Origin of the sequence: Streptococcus sp. 3874 (genome assembly GCF_013276425.1) — a bacterium.
GTDB lineage: Bacteria > Bacillota > Bacilli > Lactobacillales > Streptococcaceae > Streptococcus > Streptococcus pseudopneumoniae.
In genome coordinates this window covers 1-18,158 of sequence record NZ_VMLA01000064.1, presented here as the reverse complement: position 1 = coordinate 18,158, position 18,158 = coordinate 1, and the positions used below count along the sequence as shown (strand labels likewise).

The 18,158-nt window shown below is 40.8% G+C and carries 17 protein-coding genes, 2 pseudogenes and 3 riboswitches; of the genes and pseudogenes, 17 read left to right on the top strand and 2 right to left on the bottom strand.

The features are described from left to right. Window positions 1-41 precede the first annotated feature (41 nt). From HT703_RS11780 to thiE (HT703_RS07005), 12 genes and pseudogenes are all read left to right on the top strand, one after another. Window positions 42-888: pseudogene (locus HT703_RS11780) on the top strand (IS630 family transposase). Window positions 889-1,290: 402 nt separating this feature from the next. Next, window positions 1,291-2,427: an L-lactate oxidase gene (lctO, locus tag HT703_RS07055; protein ID WP_000120711.1), complete on the top strand. Its 1,137-nt coding sequence runs from the start codon at window positions 1,291-1,293 to the stop codon at window positions 2,425-2,427. A gap of 148 nt (window positions 2,428-2,575) precedes the next feature. Next, window positions 2,576-2,664: riboswitch (TPP riboswitch) on the top strand. Between the two features lie 217 nt (window positions 2,665-2,881). Continuing rightward, on the top strand, window positions 2,882-3,550 hold the full coding sequence (locus HT703_RS07050) for a TenA family protein (protein ID WP_023941460.1): 669 nt from the start codon (window positions 2,882-2,884) through the stop codon (window positions 3,548-3,550). Between the two features lie 266 nt (window positions 3,551-3,816). Further along, window positions 3,817-4,599: a hydroxyethylthiazole kinase gene (gene thiM, locus HT703_RS07045; protein ID WP_050223509.1), complete on the top strand. Its 783-nt coding sequence runs from the start codon at window positions 3,817-3,819 to the stop codon at window positions 4,597-4,599. Window position 4,600: 1 nt separating this feature from the next. Continuing rightward, window positions 4,601-5,230: a thiamine phosphate synthase gene (thiE, locus tag HT703_RS07040; RefSeq protein ID WP_050223506.1), complete on the top strand. Its 630-nt coding sequence runs from the start codon at window positions 4,601-4,603 to the stop codon at window positions 5,228-5,230. A 115-nt stretch (window positions 5,231-5,345) separates the two neighbouring features. After that, window positions 5,346-5,434: riboswitch (TPP riboswitch) on the top strand. 260 nt (window positions 5,435-5,694) lie between these two features. Then, on the top strand, window positions 5,695-6,255 hold the full coding sequence (locus tag HT703_RS07035) for an ECF transporter S component (protein ID WP_000915290.1): 561 nt from the start codon (window positions 5,695-5,697) through the stop codon (window positions 6,253-6,255). Further along, window positions 6,256-7,641, top strand: a complete 1,386-nt coding sequence (locus tag HT703_RS07030; protein WP_054393111.1) for an ABC transporter ATP-binding protein — start codon at window positions 6,256-6,258, stop codon at window positions 7,639-7,641. Window position 7,642: 1 nt separating this feature from the next. Then, window positions 7,643-8,293, top strand: a complete 651-nt coding sequence (locus HT703_RS07025) for an energy-coupling factor transporter transmembrane component T (protein ID WP_054393112.1) — start codon at window positions 7,643-7,645, stop codon at window positions 8,291-8,293. 10 nt (window positions 8,294-8,303) lie between these two features. Then, entirely contained in the window at window positions 8,304-8,993 is a 690-nt protein-coding gene (tenA, locus tag HT703_RS07020) for a thiaminase II (RefSeq protein WP_054388066.1), read from the top strand. A 5-nt stretch (window positions 8,994-8,998) separates the two neighbouring features. Continuing rightward, window positions 8,999-9,523, top strand: coding sequence for an energy coupling factor transporter S component ThiW (gene thiW / locus HT703_RS07015; protein WP_054393113.1), 525 nt, complete (start codon window positions 8,999-9,001; stop codon window positions 9,521-9,523). Then, on the top strand, window positions 9,523-10,326 hold the full coding sequence (locus HT703_RS07010; protein WP_054393114.1) for a hydroxyethylthiazole kinase: 804 nt from the start codon (window positions 9,523-9,525) through the stop codon (window positions 10,324-10,326). Before thiW ends, HT703_RS07010 begins: the two co-directional genes overlap by 1 nt. Beyond that, window positions 10,319-10,951, top strand: coding sequence for a thiamine phosphate synthase (gene thiE, locus HT703_RS07005; RefSeq protein WP_054393115.1), 633 nt, complete (start codon window positions 10,319-10,321; stop codon window positions 10,949-10,951). Before HT703_RS07010 ends, thiE (HT703_RS07005) begins: the two co-directional genes overlap by 8 nt. 205 nt (window positions 10,952-11,156) lie before the next feature. On the opposite strand, the gene thiD is transcribed toward thiE (HT703_RS07005), so the two are convergent. Then, window positions 11,157-11,948: a bifunctional hydroxymethylpyrimidine kinase/phosphomethylpyrimidine kinase gene (thiD, locus tag HT703_RS07000; protein WP_054393116.1), complete on the bottom strand. Its 792-nt coding sequence runs from the start codon at window positions 11,946-11,948 to the stop codon at window positions 11,157-11,159. A gap of 83 nt (window positions 11,949-12,031) precedes the next feature. Continuing rightward, a riboswitch (TPP riboswitch) is annotated at window positions 12,032-12,130 on the bottom strand. 184 nt (window positions 12,131-12,314) lie between these two features. On the opposite strand from thiD, the gene HT703_RS06995 reads away from it, so the two are divergent. The 5 genes from HT703_RS06995 to HT703_RS06975 all read left to right on the top strand — a co-directional run bounded on the left by HT703_RS06995 (window position 12,315) and on the right by HT703_RS06975 (window position 17,784). Continuing rightward, a complete protein-coding gene (locus HT703_RS06995; protein WP_031233495.1) occupies window positions 12,315-12,710 on the top strand; it encodes a CopY/TcrY family copper transport repressor in 396 nt (131 codons plus the stop codon). A gap of 10 nt (window positions 12,711-12,720) precedes the next feature. Next, window positions 12,721-13,092, top strand: coding sequence for a cupredoxin domain-containing protein (locus HT703_RS06990; RefSeq protein WP_000935054.1), 372 nt, complete (start codon window positions 12,721-12,723; stop codon window positions 13,090-13,092). A 9-nt stretch (window positions 13,093-13,101) separates the two neighbouring features. After that, window positions 13,102-15,345: a heavy metal translocating P-type ATPase gene (locus tag HT703_RS06985; RefSeq protein ID WP_023935787.1), complete on the top strand. Its 2,244-nt coding sequence runs from the start codon at window positions 13,102-13,104 to the stop codon at window positions 15,343-15,345. A gap of 205 nt (window positions 15,346-15,550) precedes the next feature. Further along, complete coding sequence (spxB, locus tag HT703_RS06980; protein WP_023935789.1) at window positions 15,551-17,326, top strand: pyruvate oxidase; 1,776 nt, start codon at window positions 15,551-15,553, stop codon at window positions 17,324-17,326. A gap of 110 nt (window positions 17,327-17,436) precedes the next feature. Continuing rightward, complete coding sequence (locus tag HT703_RS06975; RefSeq protein WP_023935791.1) at window positions 17,437-17,784, top strand: VOC family protein; 348 nt, start codon at window positions 17,437-17,439, stop codon at window positions 17,782-17,784. 118 nt (window positions 17,785-17,902) lie between these two features. Here the strand turns inward: HT703_RS06975 and HT703_RS06970 are convergent. Then, window positions 17,903-18,158: pseudogene (locus HT703_RS06970) on the bottom strand (IS630 family transposase); the annotation flags it as partial.

The window sequence follows — 18,158 nt, the reverse complement described above, 5'->3', positions numbered from 1 at the left end:
TATAGTTGCTTAGTTTCAAACAAGCATGCTATAATAAAGCTATGGCATATAGTACAGATTTTAAACAGCGAGCATTAGATTACATCAAAGAGGGGCACAGCCATGTCGAGGCAGCCAAGGTTTTTGATGTTGGCGTCAGAACTCTCTTCACGTGGGAAAAGAACTTACGTGAACAAGGACACTTAGAGAGGAAAAAGCGAGTCGTCAAAAACCGAAAGATTCCTTTAGAGGAATTGAAATCCTTTGTAGAGGCTCATCCAGATGCTTTTTTACGGGAAATTGCGGCACATTTTGATTGTGCTGTCCCTTCAGTATGGGCAGCTTTAAAGCAGATGAAGGTCACTTCAAAAAAAGATGACGAGCTTTAAGGAACAAGACCCAGAGAAAGTCGCTGAGTTTCTTGATATTTTGGATAACCTAAACGATTTACCAATCGTATATATTGATGAAACAGGAATCGACCGCTACCTCTATCGTCCTTATGCAGGGGCTCCTAGAGGGGAGAAAGTCTATGAAAAGATTAGCGGACGTCGTTTTGAGCGAACTTCAATTGTTGCAGGACAAGTAGACGGAGAGTTTATAGCTCCCATGATTTACAAGAACAGCATGACAAGCGATTTCTTTGTGGAGTGGTTCAAAACGCAACTCCTACCTGCTTTGAAGACACCTCATGTTATTATCATGGACAATGCTAGTTTTGATCCCAAGAACATTTTGGATGAACTCTGCATCCAAGATAAACACTTTTTCTTACCTCTACCGCCATATTCACCGGATTTGAATCCTATTGAGCAAGCTTGGGCTATCTTGAAAAAGAAAGTGACGGATTTATTAAGGGAAGTCCCAACTATTTTTGAATGTTTGGAACACTTTTTTAAAACTAAATGACTGATATAAGTCCATAGGCCCTATTAGAGGATGTTCTGGTGTCTTATTCACTTGTTTTTTTATAGCATTAGTAGATAGAATCAGCAAATAAAAAAGTAGTTCAAATGCCTGGCAGCAAAAAATCTCAACGATTCATACTCTTCGAAAATCAAATTCAAACCGCGTCAGCGTCGCCTTACCGTACTCAAGTACAGCTTGCGGCTAGCTTCCTAGTTTGCTCTTTGATTTTCATTGAGTATCACCTAATATAGACTAAAGTTTAGAGTTTAAGGAAAGTAGGGCTAATATATTGTATGAAAAATAAGATTGTTTTTAAGCAAAACTCTTGAAAATGATTGAAAAAAGAGTTATTATAGATGTATAGTAAAAAGCAAACGCTTACTTAATCAAGGAGGACAGTTTATGTCATACAAAACAAGCAATGCAGAAGGGCATGTAGATTTCATTAATACCTATGATTTGGAGCCAATGGCGCAACAAGTGATCCCTAAAGCAGCATTTGGCTATATTGCTAGTGGGGCAGAAGATACTTTCACTTTAAGAGAGAATATCCGTGCCTTTAACCACAAACTCATCGTTCCACATACGCTTTGCGATGTTGAAAATCCAAGTACAGAGATTGAATTTGCGGGTGAAAAACTATCCTCACCAATCATTATGGCGCCTGTTGCGGCTCATAAATTAGCGAATGAACAGGGTGAAGTGGCGACTGCGCGTGGTGTGCATGAGTTCGGTTCTCTTTATACAACCAGTTCTTACTCTACTGTTGACCTTCCAGAGATTTCTGAAGCCCTTCAAGGGACACCTCATTGGTTCCAATTTTACTTTAGTAAGGATGACGGTATCAACCGCCACATCATGGACCGTGTGAAGGCTGAAGGTTATAAGGCGATTGTCTTGACGGCAGATGCTACTGTAGGGGGCAATCGTGAGGTGGATAAGCGTAATGGTTTTGTCTTCCCAGTTGGCATGCCGATTGTTGAAGAATACCTGCCAGAAGGTGCTGGTAAATCAATGGACTTTGTTTACAAATCAGCTAAACAACGCTTGTCTCCACGCGATGTAGAATTTATCGCTGAATACTCTGGTCTTCCTGTGTATGTCAAGGGACCACAATGCCGTGAGGACGTTGAACGTTCGCTTGCTGCAGGAGCTTCTGGTATCTGGGTAACCAACCACGGTGGTCGTCAAATCGACGGTGGACCAGCTGCCTTTGACTCGCTTCAAGAAGTGGCAGAAGCAGTTGATAGACGTGTGCCGATTGTCTTTGACTCTGGTGTTCGTCGTGGTCAACACGTCTTTAAAGCCTTGGCTTCAGGAGCAGACTTGGTAGCTATTGGTCGCCCTGTTATTTATGGCTTGGCTCTCGGTGGTAGTGTCGGTGTGCGTCAAGTCTTTGAACACTTGAATGCGGAATTGAAGACAGTTATGCAATTGTCTGGAACTCAGACCATTGAAGATGTCAAACACTTCAAACTTCGTCACAACCCATACAACCCAACCTTCCCAGTTGACCCTCGTGACTTAAAATTGTATTGATAAAAGAGATTGCCTCCACTGAATGTGGAGTTTTTTCTTCGTGTATTGGAAGAATAAATCGCTATCAAAAACTATATAAAGATATTTTTCGGTCAAATATCTTGCTAGGGCTTTCAATTTCTGTTATAATGGTCTAGTAATTAAATAATAAAGACATTTGGGGTGCTTTAGGCTGAGATGATACCCATTGAACCTGATACAGTTAAGACTGGCGAAGGGAAATGTGAACAGTTTTTTTCGTATGGTGAAATGAACGGTCTAATCTTGTAAGTCAACTCTAATTCTTGATTGTAATTGGAGTTTTTTTGTTTATATAAAACTGGGTAGGCTTGTTTAGGTAGCTCTCTGCAAATGCCCTCGATGTTCTTTAAAAGGATCAAGTGGAATTACGATTTTACTTGGTATTTCTTGGTGTTTTATTAATTACTAACAAGTAAAGAGAGGAGAAGTAAATATGGAAACACAGGTTTATGCATTTCAGCCAGGTTTGACTGTTGGAGAATTATTAAAAAGCAGTCAGAAGGATTGGCAGGCTGCAATCAATCATCGTTTTGTTAAGGAACTTTTTGCAGGGACAATTGAGAATAAGGCCTTAAAAGACTACCTGATTCAAGATTATCACTTCTTTGATGCCTTCTTATCCATGTTGGGTTCCTGCGTAGCCCACGCAGACCAGCTTGAATCCAAGCTTCGTTTTGCCAAACAACTAGGCTTTCTTGAAGCAGATGAAGATGGCTATTTCCAAAAGGCTTTCAAAGAGTTAAACGTATCTGAGAATGACTATCTAGAAGTGAGCTTGCACCCTGTAACAAAAGCCTTTCAGAATCTAATGTACTCGGCAGTGGCTTCATCAGACTATGCCCATCTTTTGGTCATGCTGGTCATTGCAGAAGGACTCTATTTAGACTGGGGTTCTAAAGCTTTGGCTCTTCCTGAAGCCTATATTCATTCGGAATGGATCAATCTCCACAGAGGTCCTTTCTTTGCAGAGTGGGTTCAATTTCTGGTTGACGAACTCAATCGTGTCGGAAAAGGTCGAGAAGATTTGACAGAGCTTCAGCAACGCTGGAATCAAGCGGTCGCTTTAGAATTAGCCTTTTTTGATATTGGTTATGATGCCTAGAGAAGGCTCATGATATTTACAAATTTGATGAGTTAATACTCTTCGAAAATCTCTTCAAACCACGTCAGCTTCACCTTGCCGTAGGTATGGTGTTCTATCTGCAACCTCAAAAGCAGTGCTTTGAGCAACTTGCGGTTAGCTTCCTAGTTTGTTCTTTGATTTTCATTGAGTATAAATCATTCAATGTAACTGAAAAATTTCTTAACGAAAGATAGAGATAAACCGAAATCAGTAGATCGTATAAAGTGAAAAGGAAGGAATTCAATATGACAAGTTTAAAATTATTAAAAGAAAAAGCACCATTGGTCATTTGCATCACCAATGATGTGGTAAAAAATTTCACAGCAAATGGATTAGTAGCACTGGGTGCCTCACCAGCTATGAGCGAGTACCCAGCAGACTTAGAAGATCTATTAAAATATGCTGGAGGATTATTGATTAACATTGGGACTTTAACGGATGATAATTGGAAATTATACCAAGCTGCTCTGAAAATTGCAGAGAAATATAATGTCCCAGCAGTTTTAGATCCTGTAGCCTGTGGAGCAGGAGAATATAGAAAAAAAGTAGCAGATGATTTAATCAACAATTACAAACTAGCTGCGATTAGGGGGAATGCTGGAGAGATTGCTTCTTTAGTAGGTATAAATGTGGCATCTAAAGGAGTAGATAGTGCTGGTGTGGATAATATTGATGAGATTGCTCTAGCAGCCAACGCTAAGTTTCATATTCCAATAGTAGTGACTGGAGAAGTTGATGCGATTGCTGTTAATGGAGAAGTGGTAACGATTCATAATGGTAGTGCCATGATGCCAAAAGTCATTGGGACAGGATGTTTATTAGGGGCAGTGGTAGCAAGCTTTATCGGACTAGAAAAAGGTCAAGAATTGAAATCATTAGAAACAGCAATGTTGGTTTACAATATCGCTGGAGAAATGGCAGAAAAACGTCCAAATGGACATCTTCCTGGAACATTTAAAGTTGAATTTATGAATGCCTTATACGAGATTACAGATGAAGATGTAAAGGAATTCAAAAGAGTGAAGTAAGATGTTTTATAAAGAATTACTAAAACTATATTTTATTTGTGGAACGACTACTTGCCAAGGAAAAAATCTATATATAGTCGTTGAGGAAGCCTTAAAAGGTGGTATAACCTTATTTCAATTTCGTGAAAAAGGTGAGGGAGCCTTAGAAGGTAAAGAAAAAGTCGAAGTAGCAATTAAACTACAGGATCTTTGTAAAAAATACAATGTTCCGTTTATTGTTAATGATGATATTGATTTGGCGATGGAAATTGACGCTGATGGCGTACATGTAGGACAAGATGACCTTGGAGTTGATGAAATTAGAAAATTGATGCCAGATAAAATAATTGGTCTTTCTATAAAAAACGAGAAAGAATTTCAACAGTCAAAAGTTGAATATGTAGATTATGTTGGTGTTGGTCCTGTATTTGATACCCAGTCAAAGGATGATGCTGGAGGTGCTATAGGTTATGAAGGTCTTAAATTGATGAGAAAACTATTGCCACAAATGCCCTTAGTTGCAATTGGTGGGATACAGACGCAACATATTAAAGACATTATGAAGACTAATATGGATGGTGTTTCAATCATTTCAGCAATATCGTATGCAAAAAATATAGAAAAAACTGTTCGGGAAATGAGTGAACAATAGGTATCTATCTAACCCAAGAAAGATCTGCTGTCTTTGAGAGTGCAAGGCTGTATTTCCAGTTCAATTTCTTGAACTAGTATAAAATGTGTGTTATAATAATCACATAATTAAATAATAAAGACATTTGGGGTGCTTTAGGCTGAGATGATACCCATTGAACCTGATACAGTTAAGACTGGCGAAGGGAAATGTGAAAAGTTTTTTTCGTATGTCGAAAAGAACGGTCTAATCTTGTAAGCTGAACTCTAATTCCTATCTGTAATTAGAGTTTTTTCTTTTACGAAACTGGATGAAGATGATATAGTAGATTGAAATAAGATGCGAACAAATCAATTAGAAAATTCAAATTAATTTCTAGAAATATTTTAGCATTCTTGTGTACTGTTCTAAATTCAATCTGCTATACAAAGTATTTAGGTCGGTCTTCTTGAGTGCCCCACTTTTCTTTAAAAAAGGAGTTTTTTATGTTGAAAAAATGGCAGTTAAAAGATGTTATCTTGCTTGCTTTCTTGTCTATCTTTTTTGGTGGGGTTTTCGTTGGTTCAGGATATGTGTATAATATTCTCAGCCTACTCTTAACACCTCTTGGTTTACAGGCTTTTGCCAATGAAATCCTCTTTGGTCTCTGGTGTATGGCTGCGCCCATTGCGGCCATCTTTGTTCCAAGAGTCGGAAGTGCAACGATTGGAGAAGTGCTAGCTGCGCTTGCTGAAGTCCTTTATGGTAGCCAATTCGGTCTAGGTGCCCTTTTGTCTGGCTTGGTTCAAGGTTTGGGAAGTGAACTTGGTTTTATCGTAACCAAGAATCGCTATGAAAGTTGGCTCTCTCTAACTGCCAATAGTATTGGGATTACGCTTGTTAGTTTTGTCTATGAATACATTAAGTTAGGTTACTATGCCTTCTCCCTTCCTTTTGTCCTTTCCTTGCTAGTGGTACGTTTTATTTCTGTTTATTTCTTCTGTACTATCTTGGTTCGTGCTATTGTCAAACTCTATCATCAGTTTGCAACTGGAGGAAAAGCATAGATGGGTCTGGAATTACGGGAGATTCAGTCCCCAATTTTTTCGGAACCGATTGATTTTACTTTTCATGGGCAAGCCTTTACCTTGTTAGTTGGGAGCAGTGGTTCAGGGAAATCGAGTCTCTTTCAATTGATTGCCCAAGTCAGTTCTCTTCCTTATAGCGGTCAAGTCCTGATAGATGGGAGCGAGGTCAGTCAGCTTTCTATCATCGAACGTGTCCAGACGGTTGGTATTCTCTTTCAAAATCCCAATTATCAATTTACTATGGAGAACTTGTTTGAGGAGCTGGTTTTTACCTTGGAAAATATCGGGCATCCCGTTCAGAAAATTGATTCTAAAATAGCAGAGGTTGTCCAGCAATGTCGCTGCAAGGACATCTTGCACCGTCCCATCCATCACTTATCAGGTGGGGAAAAGCAAAAGGCTGCACTGGCTGTTCTCTTTGCTATGAATCCTAGGGGCTATCTATTGGACGAGCCTTTTGCTTCCATTGACCGCAAGAGTAGGATAGAGATATTGGAGATTCTAAAAGAGTTAGCTTCTAATGGGAAGACAGTTATTTTGTGCGACCATGATTTAACGGACTATGAAGCCTATATCGACCATATGGTGGAGCTAAGAGACGGACAACTAAGGGAAGTGTTTCAAATCCCTACCTCTGAGATGACACAGGTTTCTTCAAAGAATGTTGCTTCTAGTCCAGAACTATTCCATATGGATCGAATGACTTGTGAGCTGGATAAGCGCTCCCTCTTTTCGATTGCGGATTTTACATTTTACCAAGGAATTTCCTGTATCTTGGGTGACAATGGTGTCGGGAAATCAACCCTCTTTCGGTCTCTTCTTCAATTTCAAAAGTATAAGGGGCGCATTACCTGGAAGGGGACAGTCCTGAAAAAGAAAAAGAGTTTGTACCGTGACCTGACGAGTGTTGTTCAGGAAGCTGAGAAGCAGTTTATCAGAGCCAGTTTGCGAGAGGAACTTCAATTAGATGGACCTGATTCTGAAAGAAATCAACGAATTTTCCAAGCCTTACGATATTTTGATCTGGAGCAGGCGCTTGATAAGAGTCCCTATCAATTAAGTGGTGGCCAGCAAAAGATTCTTCAGCTCTTGACCATCTTGACTAGTAAGGCTACCGTGATCTTGCTAGATGAACCTTTTGCAGGTTTGGATGATAGAGCTTGCCATTATTTCTGTCAGTGGATTGTGGAGGACAGAAATCAAGGAAGAAGTTTTCTGATCATTAGCCATCGTTTAGATCCCTTGATCTCTGTGGTTGATTATTGGATTGAGATGACTAGTCAGGGTCTCAGTCATGTGAAAGCAGTGACAATTACCAAACCACTCACATCTCAGAGTAGCAATGCTCAAAGGGAGGTGAGATAGTATGGTCAAAGTAGCAACCCAGACACCGATTATCAGTCTCTTCTTGCTGATTTTATCCTTGGAAACATCTTTCATTCCTTCGATTGCTCTGAATCTTTCGGTAGTCGCATTCTGTATTCTCTTTATGCTCTATTACCGTCGATTTAAAATGTTAGCTTGGATGATCATACTTGCCATTTTGCCATCTTTGGCCAACTATTGGGCAGTTCAGTTACATGGGGATGCTTCGCAGGCAGTCATGCTTGGAACGAGGGCCTTTGTGACCGTTTGTATTGGCCTTGTCTTTATTTCCTCTATTTCACTAAAAGAGCTTCTCTTGTACTTGGCTCAAAAGGGGCTATCACGCTCTTGGTCCTATGCCTTGATTGTGGTATTCAATTCCTTTCCCCTTATCCAGAAAGAAATCAAATCCCTCAAAGAAGCTTGCCTATTACGTGGTCAAGAACTGCATTTTTGGTCGCCCTTGATTTACAGCAAGGTTTTGATGACAGTCTTTAGGTGGCGCCATCTTTACCTGAGAGCTCTGTCTGCCCATGGATATGACGAACATGCACAGGTGGAGAATCGCTATCGGACTTTTTATATTGCTAAAAAAACAAAATTAATCTACCTGCTTTTCTTTTTATTGCTTCAAACCAGTCTATTTTTATAAAGGAGTTATTATGGAATTTACAGATATTGCGATGGAATTATCCAAGGAAGCTTGGCAGGCTTCCTTTCATCATCCCTTTATTTTACAATTACAAGAGGGAAATTTAGAACCTGCCATTTTCCGCTATTACCTGATTCAGGATGCCTACTATCTGAAGGCCTTCTCAGAAATCTATCACCTTTTGGCTGATAAGACTTCAAACCAAGAGATGAAAAGACTCCTGAAACAAAATGCTCAGAGTCTAGTGGAGGGTGAGTTATTTATTCGCCAACAATTTTTCAAGGAATTGGCAATCAGCGACCAGGAAATGGAGCAACATCCAATCGCTCCAACCTGTTATCATTACATTTCACATATTTATAGGCAATTTGCAGAGCCGAACTTAGCCATTGCCTTTGCAAGTTTGCTGCCTTGTCCTTGGTTATACCATGATATAGGCAAATCACTTAATCTTAAACCATCACCAAATCCTCTCTACCAACAATGGATTGAAACTTATATTACGGATGAGTTAGAGCAGCAGATCAGAGAGGAGGGAGCGCTGGTCAATCAACTCTATCGAGAAAGTGACGAGACAGACAGGAAAAAAATGCTAGATGCCTTCCACATCAGTGTTCATATGGAAGCCAAGTTTTGGGAAATGGCCTACCAACACCAGACATGGAAGAGCGATTTACAGTCTTTAGAAAAAGGAGAATAATAAACATGAGAAAGCACCAATTACAAGTTCACAAATTAACCATTTTATCTATGATGATTGCCCTTGATGTAGTCCTTACACCTATCTTTCGGATTGAGGGAATGGCACCGATGTCCAGTGTAGTCAATATTCTAGCAGGAATCATGATGGGACCTGTTTATGCTTTGGCTATGGCTACAGTCACAGCCTTTATCCGTATGACGACTCAAGGGATTCCACCTTTAGCTCTTACAGGAGCAACTTTTGGAGCCCTCCTGGCAGGTCTCTTTTATAAGTATGGTCGAAAATTTCATTATTCCGCTCTAGGAGAGATTGTGGGAACAGGTATTATTGGTTCTATTGTTTCCTATCCTGTTATGGTACTCTTTACAGGATCAGCTGCAAAGCTTAGCTGGTTTATCTATACTCCTCGATTTTTCGGAGCAACCTTGATTGGTACAGCGATTTCCTTTGTTGCCTTTCGATTTTTAATCAAGCAGGAATTCTTTAAAAAAGTGCAGGGATATTTCTTTGCTGAAAGGATAGACTGATGCAGGAATTTACAAATCCCTTTCCTATAGACTCTAGTTCCCTCATTCACTGTATTACCAATGAGATTTCTTGTGAGATGCTGGCAAATGGGATTTTGGCTCTAGGGTGTAAACCAGTTATGGCAGATGATCCCCGTGAGGTTCTTGATTTTACTAAGCAAAGTCAAGCTCTCTTCATCAATTTGGGGCATTTGTCAGCTGAGAAAGAAAAAGCAATCCGCATGGCAGCCTCGTATGCAGCTCAAGTTTCTCTTCCAATGGTAGTAGATGCGGTTGGCGTAACGGCTTCCTCTATTCGTAAGAGCTTAGTTAAAGACCTTTTAGACCATAGACCTACGGTCCTTAAAGGAAATATGTCGGAAATCCGAAGTCTTGTTGGCTTAAAACACCACGGCGTTGGGGTCGATGCGAGTGCTAAAGATCAAGAAACTGAGGATTTACTTCAAGTCTTGAAAGACTGGTGTCAGACCTATTCAGGTATGTCATTCTTAGTCACAGGCCCCAAGGACCTTATCGTTTCGAAGAATCAGGTCGCTGTATTGGAGAATGGCTGTGCAGAATTAGACTGGATAACAGGAACAGGAGATTTGGTTGGAGCCTTGACAGCCGTTTTTCTCAGCCAAGGAAAGACTGGTTTTGAAGCTTCTTGCTTAGCAGTCTCTTATCTTAATATCGCTGCTGAGAGAATAGTTGTTCCAGGAATGGGATTGCAAGAATTTCGTTACCAAGTACTCAATCATCTCTCGCTTCTAAAAAGAGATGAAAATTGGCTAGATGCCATCAAAGGAGAGGTTTATGAATAGAGAAGCACTTAGACTATATCTGGTAACCAATAGCTATCAAGATTCCGTGGAAAGCTTTCTTGCAAAAGTTGAGACGGCCTGCCGTTCAGGGGTTACCATAGTCCAATTGCGAGAAAAAAATCTCACAACCCATCAATATTATCAACTGGCAAAACAAGTCAAGGAAATAACAGATGCTTATCAGGTACCCTTGATAATCGATGATCGGTTGGATGTTTGTCTTGCGGTTGATGCAGCAGGTCTGCATATCGGAGATGATGAATTACCAGTTTCGGTAGCTCGCAAAGTCTTGGGTTCTGAAAAAATCCTCGGTGTCACCGCTAAAACGGTTAAAAGAGCTCTGGAAGCGGAGAAATCAGGTGCAGATTACTTGGGGACAGGAGCCATTTTCCCAACCACCACCAAGGAAAATGCGCCCATTACTCTGATATCGACCTTGAAAACAATTTGCCAAACGGTCGCCATTCCAGTAGTTGCTATTGGCGGCTTGACATCAGAGAATATTGATCAGCTTATGGACACGGGTGTAGCTGGTGTAGCTGTAGTGCGTGATTTGATGCAGGCAGAAGATATTGAGGCAAAAACGCAAGCCTTTTTAACAAAGTTGCATGACATTATTTCCTAACTAATACTCAATGAAAATCAAAGAGTAAACTAGAAAGCTAGCCGCAGCTTGCCCAAAGCCCTGCCTTGAGGTTTTAGATAAGACTGACGAAGTCAGCTCAAAACAGTGTTTTGAGGTTGCAGATGGAAGCTGACGTAGTTTGAAGAGATTTTCGAAGAGTATAAAAACTCTCTAATTCCCTTAAAGTGGGAACTAGAGAGTTTTTTTAATCTTTAAAGCTTGTATGGTTGACTGGGCCAGAACCATGACCGAGTTGAGGGGCGTCTTGGATGGCTTTCGTGATAAAGGCCTTGGCCTTATCGACTGCCTGATAAAGACTTCTGCCCTTGGCTAGTTCAGCCGTAATCACTGCAGCAAAGGTACACCCAGTACCATGGGTGTGACAGGTTTGAATTCTTGGACTTTCCCAGACAAATTGCTCATCCTTGGTAAAGAGGAAATCCTTAGCACCGCCTTCGAGATGGCCACCTTTGATAACAACAGACTGAGGACCAAATTCTTTTAGAATCAGGCGACCAGCACGCTGCATGTCTTCGGGGTCATGGATTGAAAAACCAACAATCTCTTCTGCCTCAGGAAGATTTGGCGTAATAATCGTTGCTAGAGGTAGTAAGTTTGTTTTGAGATAGTCTCTAGCACTTGAGTCGATCAAGGCATCTCCGCTAGTCGCTACCATAACTGGATCTAAAACATAGGGACAATCCAGCTTTTTAAGATAGGGCTGGATGATTTCCATAATTTCAGTAGTTGCTAACATCCCAGTTTTTACAGCCTGAGGTGGAATATCCGAAAAGACACTGTCCAATTGGGCTTTCAACATTTGAGGAGAAACGTGCTCGATCAATTGAACGCCTCTGGTATTTTGAGCGACAAGACTGGTTACAACAGCCATTCCATAGACATCTCTCGCTTGGAATGACTTTAAATCAGCCATAATGCCAGCACCGCCACTTGGGTCAGTTCCTGCAATGGTCAAAGCAACGGGTAAATAAGTCATCTAAAACCTCCCAACCAACTGAAGTTTGTATTCTTAAGAACAAGCTAATCTGTTTCAGGAAGGTAATAGAAGACTGCTAGTCCCCATTATCATTTCCACTTCCATCAGCTAGCATTACCTAGATTGAGTCAGAGGGATCTAACGGTCGTTAATCTCAGCTTTACGCACCCCTAGTGGTTGTTTTCTTTTTTTCTTTAGTATAGCATATTTTTATTGTTTATATAGTAATATTTGACTGCAAATCGTTTTTCAAATGATTAAAATTCTATTTTTCAAAGAAAAGATTGATTTCATAATTGACAAATGTAGATTTTGAGAGTATACTAAGAAACATAATTGACAAATGTAGATTTAGGAGGTGTGATGATGCAGATTTCAGATGCAGAATGGCAGGTCATGAAGATTATTTGGATGCAAGGAGAGCAGACTAGTACGGATTTGATCAGGGTTCTGGCGGAGCGGTTCGACTGGTCCAAGTCAACCATTCAAACTCTTTTGGCTCGTTTGGTTGAGAAAGAGTGTCTGACAAGGAAAAAAGAAGGCAAGTTCTTTGTTTATTCAGCCCTTTTAACTTTGGACCAAAGTCGGGATTTACTTGTCCAAGATATCAAGGACAAGGTTTGTTCTCGTAGGATTAAGAACTTGTTGGCTGATTTGATTGCTGAATGTGATTTTACTCAGGCTGACTTGGAAGACTTGGAAGCTGTGATTTCTGAGAAGAAATCAAACGCTATGACAGAAGTAAAATGTAATTGTATGTAAAGGAGACGTCATGTTAAATAGTATTGTAACCATTATTTGTATTGCCCTTATCGCGTTTATCTTGTTTTGGTTTTTCAAAAAGCCTGAAAAATCTGGACAAAAGGCCCAGCAAAAAAAGGGCTACCAAGAGATTCGAGTGGAAGTCATGGGAGGCTATACGCCTGAGTTGATTATTCTCAAGAAATCAGTGCCAGCCCGCATTGTCTTTGACCGCAAGGATCCTTCACCATGTCTGGATCAAATTGTTTTTCCAGATTTTGGTGTACATGCGGACCTACCTATGGGGGAAGAGTATATAGTGGAAATCACGCCTGAGCAGGCTGGAGAGTATGGTTTCTCTTGTGGCATGAATATGATGCACGGTAAGATGATTGTAGAATAGGAGAATGATATGACTGAAATTGTAAAAGCAAGTCTTGAAAATGGTGTTCAAAAAATCCGTATCACGGCAGACAAAGGCTACCATCCAGCCCACATTCAACTGCAAAAAGGAGTTCCTGCTGAGATCACCTTTCACCGTGTGACACCTTCAAACTGTTATAAGGAAATTCTGTTTGAAGAAGAAGGCCTCTTGGAACCAATCGGCGTGGATGAAGAGAAGACAATTCGTTTTACTCCTCAAGAATTAGGTCAACATGAATTTTCTTGTGGTATGAAGATGCAAAAGGGAAGTTATACAGTTGTTGAGAAGACTCGAAAATCTTTATCACTTATCCAGCGTTTTTGGATTACTAGTATCTTTACTGTGCCTCTTGTGATCCTCATGATTGGGATGTCGACAGGAGGAATTAGTCACCAAGTCCTGCGTTGGGGCACCTTTTTAGCCACAACACCGATTATGCTAGTAGCAGGTGGTCCTTATATCCAAAGTGCTTGGGCTAGTTTTAAAAAGCACAATGCCAACATGGATACCTTGGTTGCGCTGGGAACCCTAGTAGCCTATGGCTATAGCTTAGTTGCCCTCTTCGCTGGTCTCCCCGTTTACTTTGAAAGTGCTGCATTTATCTTCTTCTTCGTTCTTTTGGGAGCCGTTTTTGAGGAGAAAATGCGGAAAAATACTTCCCAAGCTGTGGAGAAATTACTGGATTTGCAGGCTAAAACTGCAGAAGTCTTGCGTGAGGATAACTATGTTCAAGTCCCCTTGGAGCAAGTCAAGGTAGGTGACCTGATTCGAGTGCGTCCCGGTGAAAAGATTGCGGTTGATGGTGTCGTAGTAGAAGGTATCTCTAGTATTGACGAGTCTATGGTGACAGGTGAGAGCCTACCAGTGGATAAAACAGTTGGAGATACTGTCATTGGCTCAACTATCAATAATAGTGGAACACTTGTTTTTAGAGCAGAAAAAGTTGGTTCAGAGACTGTTTTGGCTCAGATTGTGGATTTTGTGAAGAAAGCTCAGACAAGTCGTGCGCCGATTCAGGACTTGACGGATAAAATTTCAGGCATTTTTGTCCCAGCAGTTGTTATTTTAGGGATTGTGACCTTTTGGGTTTGGTTTGTCTTGCTCAGGGATAGTGTGGTCGTACTTGGAGCTAGCTTTGTATCCTCTCTTCTCTACGGAGTGGCGGTTTTGATTATCGCCTGTCCTTGTGCCTTGGGACTCGCAACACCGACAGCCCTTATGGTAGGGACAGGACGCAGTGCCAAGATGGGAGTTCTCCTCAAAAATGGAATGGTTCTACAGGAAATCCAGAAAGTTCAAACTCTTGTCTTTGATAAGACCGGGACTTTGACGGAAGGGAAACCTGTGGTCACAGATATTATTGGCGACGAGACAGAAGTGCTTGGATTGGCAGCCTCTCTGGAAGAAGCTTCTCAACACCCACTGGCTGAGGCTATTGTTAAGCGAGCGACTGAAACTGGATTTGAGCTTCATACTGTGGAAAATTTCCAAGCCTTGCACGGAAAAGGTGTCTCAGGGCAAATAGCTGGAAAACAAGTTCTGCTTGGAAATGCTAAAATGCTGGATGGTATGGATATTTCAAGTAATTATCAAGATAAACTCGAAGAACTGGAAAAAGAAGCTAAGACAGTTGTATTTTTGGCTGTTGACAATGAAATCAAAGGCTTGCTTGCTTTGCAAGATATTTCCAAGGAAAATGCCAAGCTAGCCATCAGTCAGCTAAAAAAACGTGGCCTTAAAACAGTCATGTTGACAGGAGACAATGCAGGTGTGGCGCGTGCTATTGCAGATCAAATAGGAATCGAAGAGGTCATTGCAGGTGTCTTGCCAGAAGAAAAAGCCCATGAAATCCATAAACTACAAGCGGCTGGCAAAGTAGCCTTTGTTGGGGATGGTATCAATGACGCTCCTGCCCTTAGTGTAGCAGATGTGGGGATTGCTATGGGAGCTGGAACAGATATCGCCATCGAGTCGGCAGATTTAGTGTTGACAACCAATAACCTCCTAGGAGTGGTTCGTGCCTTTGACATGAGTAAGAAAACTTTTAATAGAATTCTGCTCAATCTTTTCTGGGCCTTTATCTACAATGTCGTTGGAATTCCGATAGCAGCAGGAGTCTTTTCAGGTGTTGGACTGGCCCTCAACCCAGAACTGGCAGGTCTAGCCATGGCCTTTAGTTCAGTATCTGTTCTGACCAGTTCCCTTCTGCTAAATTTTAGTAAAATAGACTAAAAGTAATGACTAGTTTCCTTTGTTATAAAACAGGAATGATAGCACTTTCAAAACTGTATTAGAATAGAAAGTAGAGAGTTTTGAGCAGATTTTTAGAAAAGTCAACATAAATATGATATAGTGGAATAGTAAAAATTTGGAGAACGTTTCCAATTCTATGTAATCGTATTCTCCAAGTCTAAAAAATTGAAGGAGAGTTATCACTATGACTCAAGGAAAAATTACTGCATCTGCAGCAATGCTTAACGTATTGAAAACATGGGGCGTAGATACAATCTACGGTATCCCATCAGGAACACTCAGCTCATTGATGGACGCTTTGGCTGAAGACAAAGATATCCGCTTCTTGCAAGTTCGCCATGAAGAGACAGGTTCTCTTGCAGCGGTTATGCAAGCTAAATTCGGTGGCTCAATCGGGGTTGCAGTTGGTTCAGGTGGTCCAGGTGCGACTCACTTGATTAACGGTGTTTACGATGCAGCTATGGATAACACTCCATTCCTAGCAATCCTTGGATCACGTCCAGTTAATGAATTGAACATGGATGCTTTCCAAGAATTGAACCAAAACCCAATGTACAACGGTATCGCTGTATACAACAAACGCGTAGCTTACGCTGAGCAATTACCAAAAGTAATCGACGAAGCTTGCCGTGCTGCAGTCTCTAAAAAAGGTCCAGCTGTTGTTGAAATCCCAGTAAACTTTGGTTTCCAAGAAATCGACGAAAACTCATACTATGGATCAGGTTCATACGAGCGTTCATTTATCGCTCCTGCTTTGAACGAAGTTGAAATCGAAAAAGCTGTTGAAATCTTGAACAATGCTGAACGTCCAGTTATCTATGCTGGTTACGGTGGTGTTAAAGCTGGTGAAGTGATCACTGAATTGTCACGTAAAATCAAAGCACCAATTATCACAACTGGTAAAAACTTTGAAGCTTTCGAATGGAACTATGAAGGTTTGACAGGTTCTGCTTACCGTGTTGGTTGGAAGCCAGCCAACGAAGTGGTCTTTGAAGCAGACACAGTTCTTTTCCTTGGTTCAAACTTCCCATTTGCTGAAGTTTACGAAGCATTCAAGAACACTGAAAAATTCATTCAAGTTGATATTGACCCTTACAAACTTGGTAAACGTCACGCCCTTGACGCTTCAATCCTTGGTGATGCAGGTCAAGCAGCCAAAGCAATCCTTGACAAAGTGAATCCAGTTGAATCTACTCCATGGTGGCGTGCAAACGTGAAGAACAACCAAAACTGGCGTGATTACATGAACAAACTCGAAGGTAAAACTGAGGGTGAATTGCAATTGTATCAAGTTTACAATGCAATCAACAAACATGCTGATCAAGACGCTATCTACTCAATCGACGTAGGTGACACTACTCAAACATCTACTCGTCACCTTCACATGACACCTAAGAACATGTGGCGTACATCTCCACTCTTTGCGACAATGGGTATTGCCCTTCCTGGTGGTATCGCTGCTAAGAAAGACAATCCAGATCGCCAAGTATGGAACATCATGGGTGACGGTGCATTCAACATGTGCTACCCAGACGTTATCACAAACGTTCAATACGACCTTCCAGTTATCAATGTTGTCTTCTCAAATGGTAAATATGCCTTCATCAAGGACAAATACGAAGACACAAACAAACACTTGTTTGGTTGTGACTTCTCTAATGCTGACTATGCGAAAATCGCTGAAGCGCAAGGTGCTGTAGGATTTACAGTTGACCGTATCGAAGACATCGATGCAGTTGTTGCAGAAGCTGTTAAACTCAACAAAGAAGGTAAAACTATTGTGATCGATGCTCGCATCACTCCACACCGTCCACTTCCAGTAGAAGTACTTGAATTGGATCCAAAACTTCACTCAGAAGAAGCTATCAAAGCCTTCAAAGAAAAATACGAAGCAGAAGAACTCGTACCATTCCGTCTCTTCTTGGAAGAAGAAGGGTTGCAATCACGCGCAATTAAATAATTCCTCTCGCCGAAAATCAAATATGAAACTTGTAGACTTTATTCTTTGATTTTCATAGAGCGGAACTTTAAAAGATCGGAGCAATCCGGTCTTTTTATGGAGGAGAGTAAATGAATTTAAATCAATTAGATATTATCGTTTCAAATGTTCCCCAAGTCTGTACTGACTTGGAGCATATATTGGATAAAAAGGCAGATTATGCTGATGATGGTTTTGCTCAGTTTACGATTGGCAGTCACTGTCTGATGTTGTCTCAAAATCATTTGGTTCCTTTGGAAAACTTTCAGTCAGGAATCATTATTCATATCGAGGTTGAGGATCTAAATCAGAATTACCAACGTTTAAAAGAGATCGGTGTCGAGATTTTACACGGTCCTTGTGAAACGGATTGGGGAACAGAGTCCTTATTAGTTAAAGGTCCTGCTGGTCTAGTGATTGATTTTTATCGTATGAAATAAGGTGCTTAGTCATTTGACGTTAACCTTAGCTATTTTTAAAACAGAAATTGAGAATACGAACTATTGAAAAGATCGGAGCAATCCGGTCTTTTTATTATAAAGAAATTGCATATAATACTCATATGCTTTCAAAAAGCATTCTAGTCCATCTCCGATTAACGATGGACTTTATCACCTCCTTCTCCAGTCCTTGTATAACATCTTGAAGTTGATTCATGATATCTTCCAATATGGGCATCAACAGCTCCATAACAATAGCGAAATTCTCGTATATAGTGACTATGGACATGTGGACCTACTCCCCATTGGAGCCCAACAAGATCCCAGTTTACTGATTCTACCGAAACCAGCCTCATCTTGGTACATCAAGCGAA

Coding starts and splice junctions, on each gene's coding strand:
- lctO (WP_000120711.1), top strand. CDS start 1,291: ATGTCATACAAAACAAGCAATGCAGAAGGGCATGTAGATTTCATTAAT.
- HT703_RS07050 (WP_023941460.1), top strand. CDS start 2,882: ATGGAAACACAGGTTTATGCATTTCAGCCAGGTTTGACTGTTGGAGAA.
- thiM (WP_050223509.1), top strand. CDS start 3,817: ATGACAAGTTTAAAATTATTAAAAGAAAAAGCACCATTGGTCATTTGC.
- thiE (WP_050223506.1), top strand. CDS start 4,601: ATGTTTTATAAAGAATTACTAAAACTATATTTTATTTGTGGAACGACT.
- HT703_RS07035 (WP_000915290.1), top strand. CDS start 5,695: ATGTTGAAAAAATGGCAGTTAAAAGATGTTATCTTGCTTGCTTTCTTG.
- HT703_RS07030 (WP_054393111.1), top strand. CDS start 6,256: ATGGGTCTGGAATTACGGGAGATTCAGTCCCCAATTTTTTCGGAACCG.
- HT703_RS07025 (WP_054393112.1), top strand. CDS start 7,643: ATGGTCAAAGTAGCAACCCAGACACCGATTATCAGTCTCTTCTTGCTG.
- tenA (WP_054388066.1), top strand. CDS start 8,304: ATGGAATTTACAGATATTGCGATGGAATTATCCAAGGAAGCTTGGCAG.
- thiW (WP_054393113.1), top strand. CDS start 8,999: ATGAGAAAGCACCAATTACAAGTTCACAAATTAACCATTTTATCTATG.
- HT703_RS07010 (WP_054393114.1), top strand. CDS start 9,523: ATGCAGGAATTTACAAATCCCTTTCCTATAGACTCTAGTTCCCTCATT.
- thiE (WP_054393115.1), top strand. CDS start 10,319: ATGAATAGAGAAGCACTTAGACTATATCTGGTAACCAATAGCTATCAA.
- thiD (WP_054393116.1), bottom strand. CDS start 11,948: ATGACTTATTTACCCGTTGCTTTGACCATTGCAGGAACTGACCCAAGT.
- HT703_RS06995 (WP_031233495.1), top strand. CDS start 12,315: ATGCAGATTTCAGATGCAGAATGGCAGGTCATGAAGATTATTTGGATG.
- HT703_RS06990 (WP_000935054.1), top strand. CDS start 12,721: ATGTTAAATAGTATTGTAACCATTATTTGTATTGCCCTTATCGCGTTT.
- HT703_RS06985 (WP_023935787.1), top strand. CDS start 13,102: ATGACTGAAATTGTAAAAGCAAGTCTTGAAAATGGTGTTCAAAAAATC.
- spxB (WP_023935789.1), top strand. CDS start 15,551: ATGACTCAAGGAAAAATTACTGCATCTGCAGCAATGCTTAACGTATTG.
- HT703_RS06975 (WP_023935791.1), top strand. CDS start 17,437: ATGAATTTAAATCAATTAGATATTATCGTTTCAAATGTTCCCCAAGTC.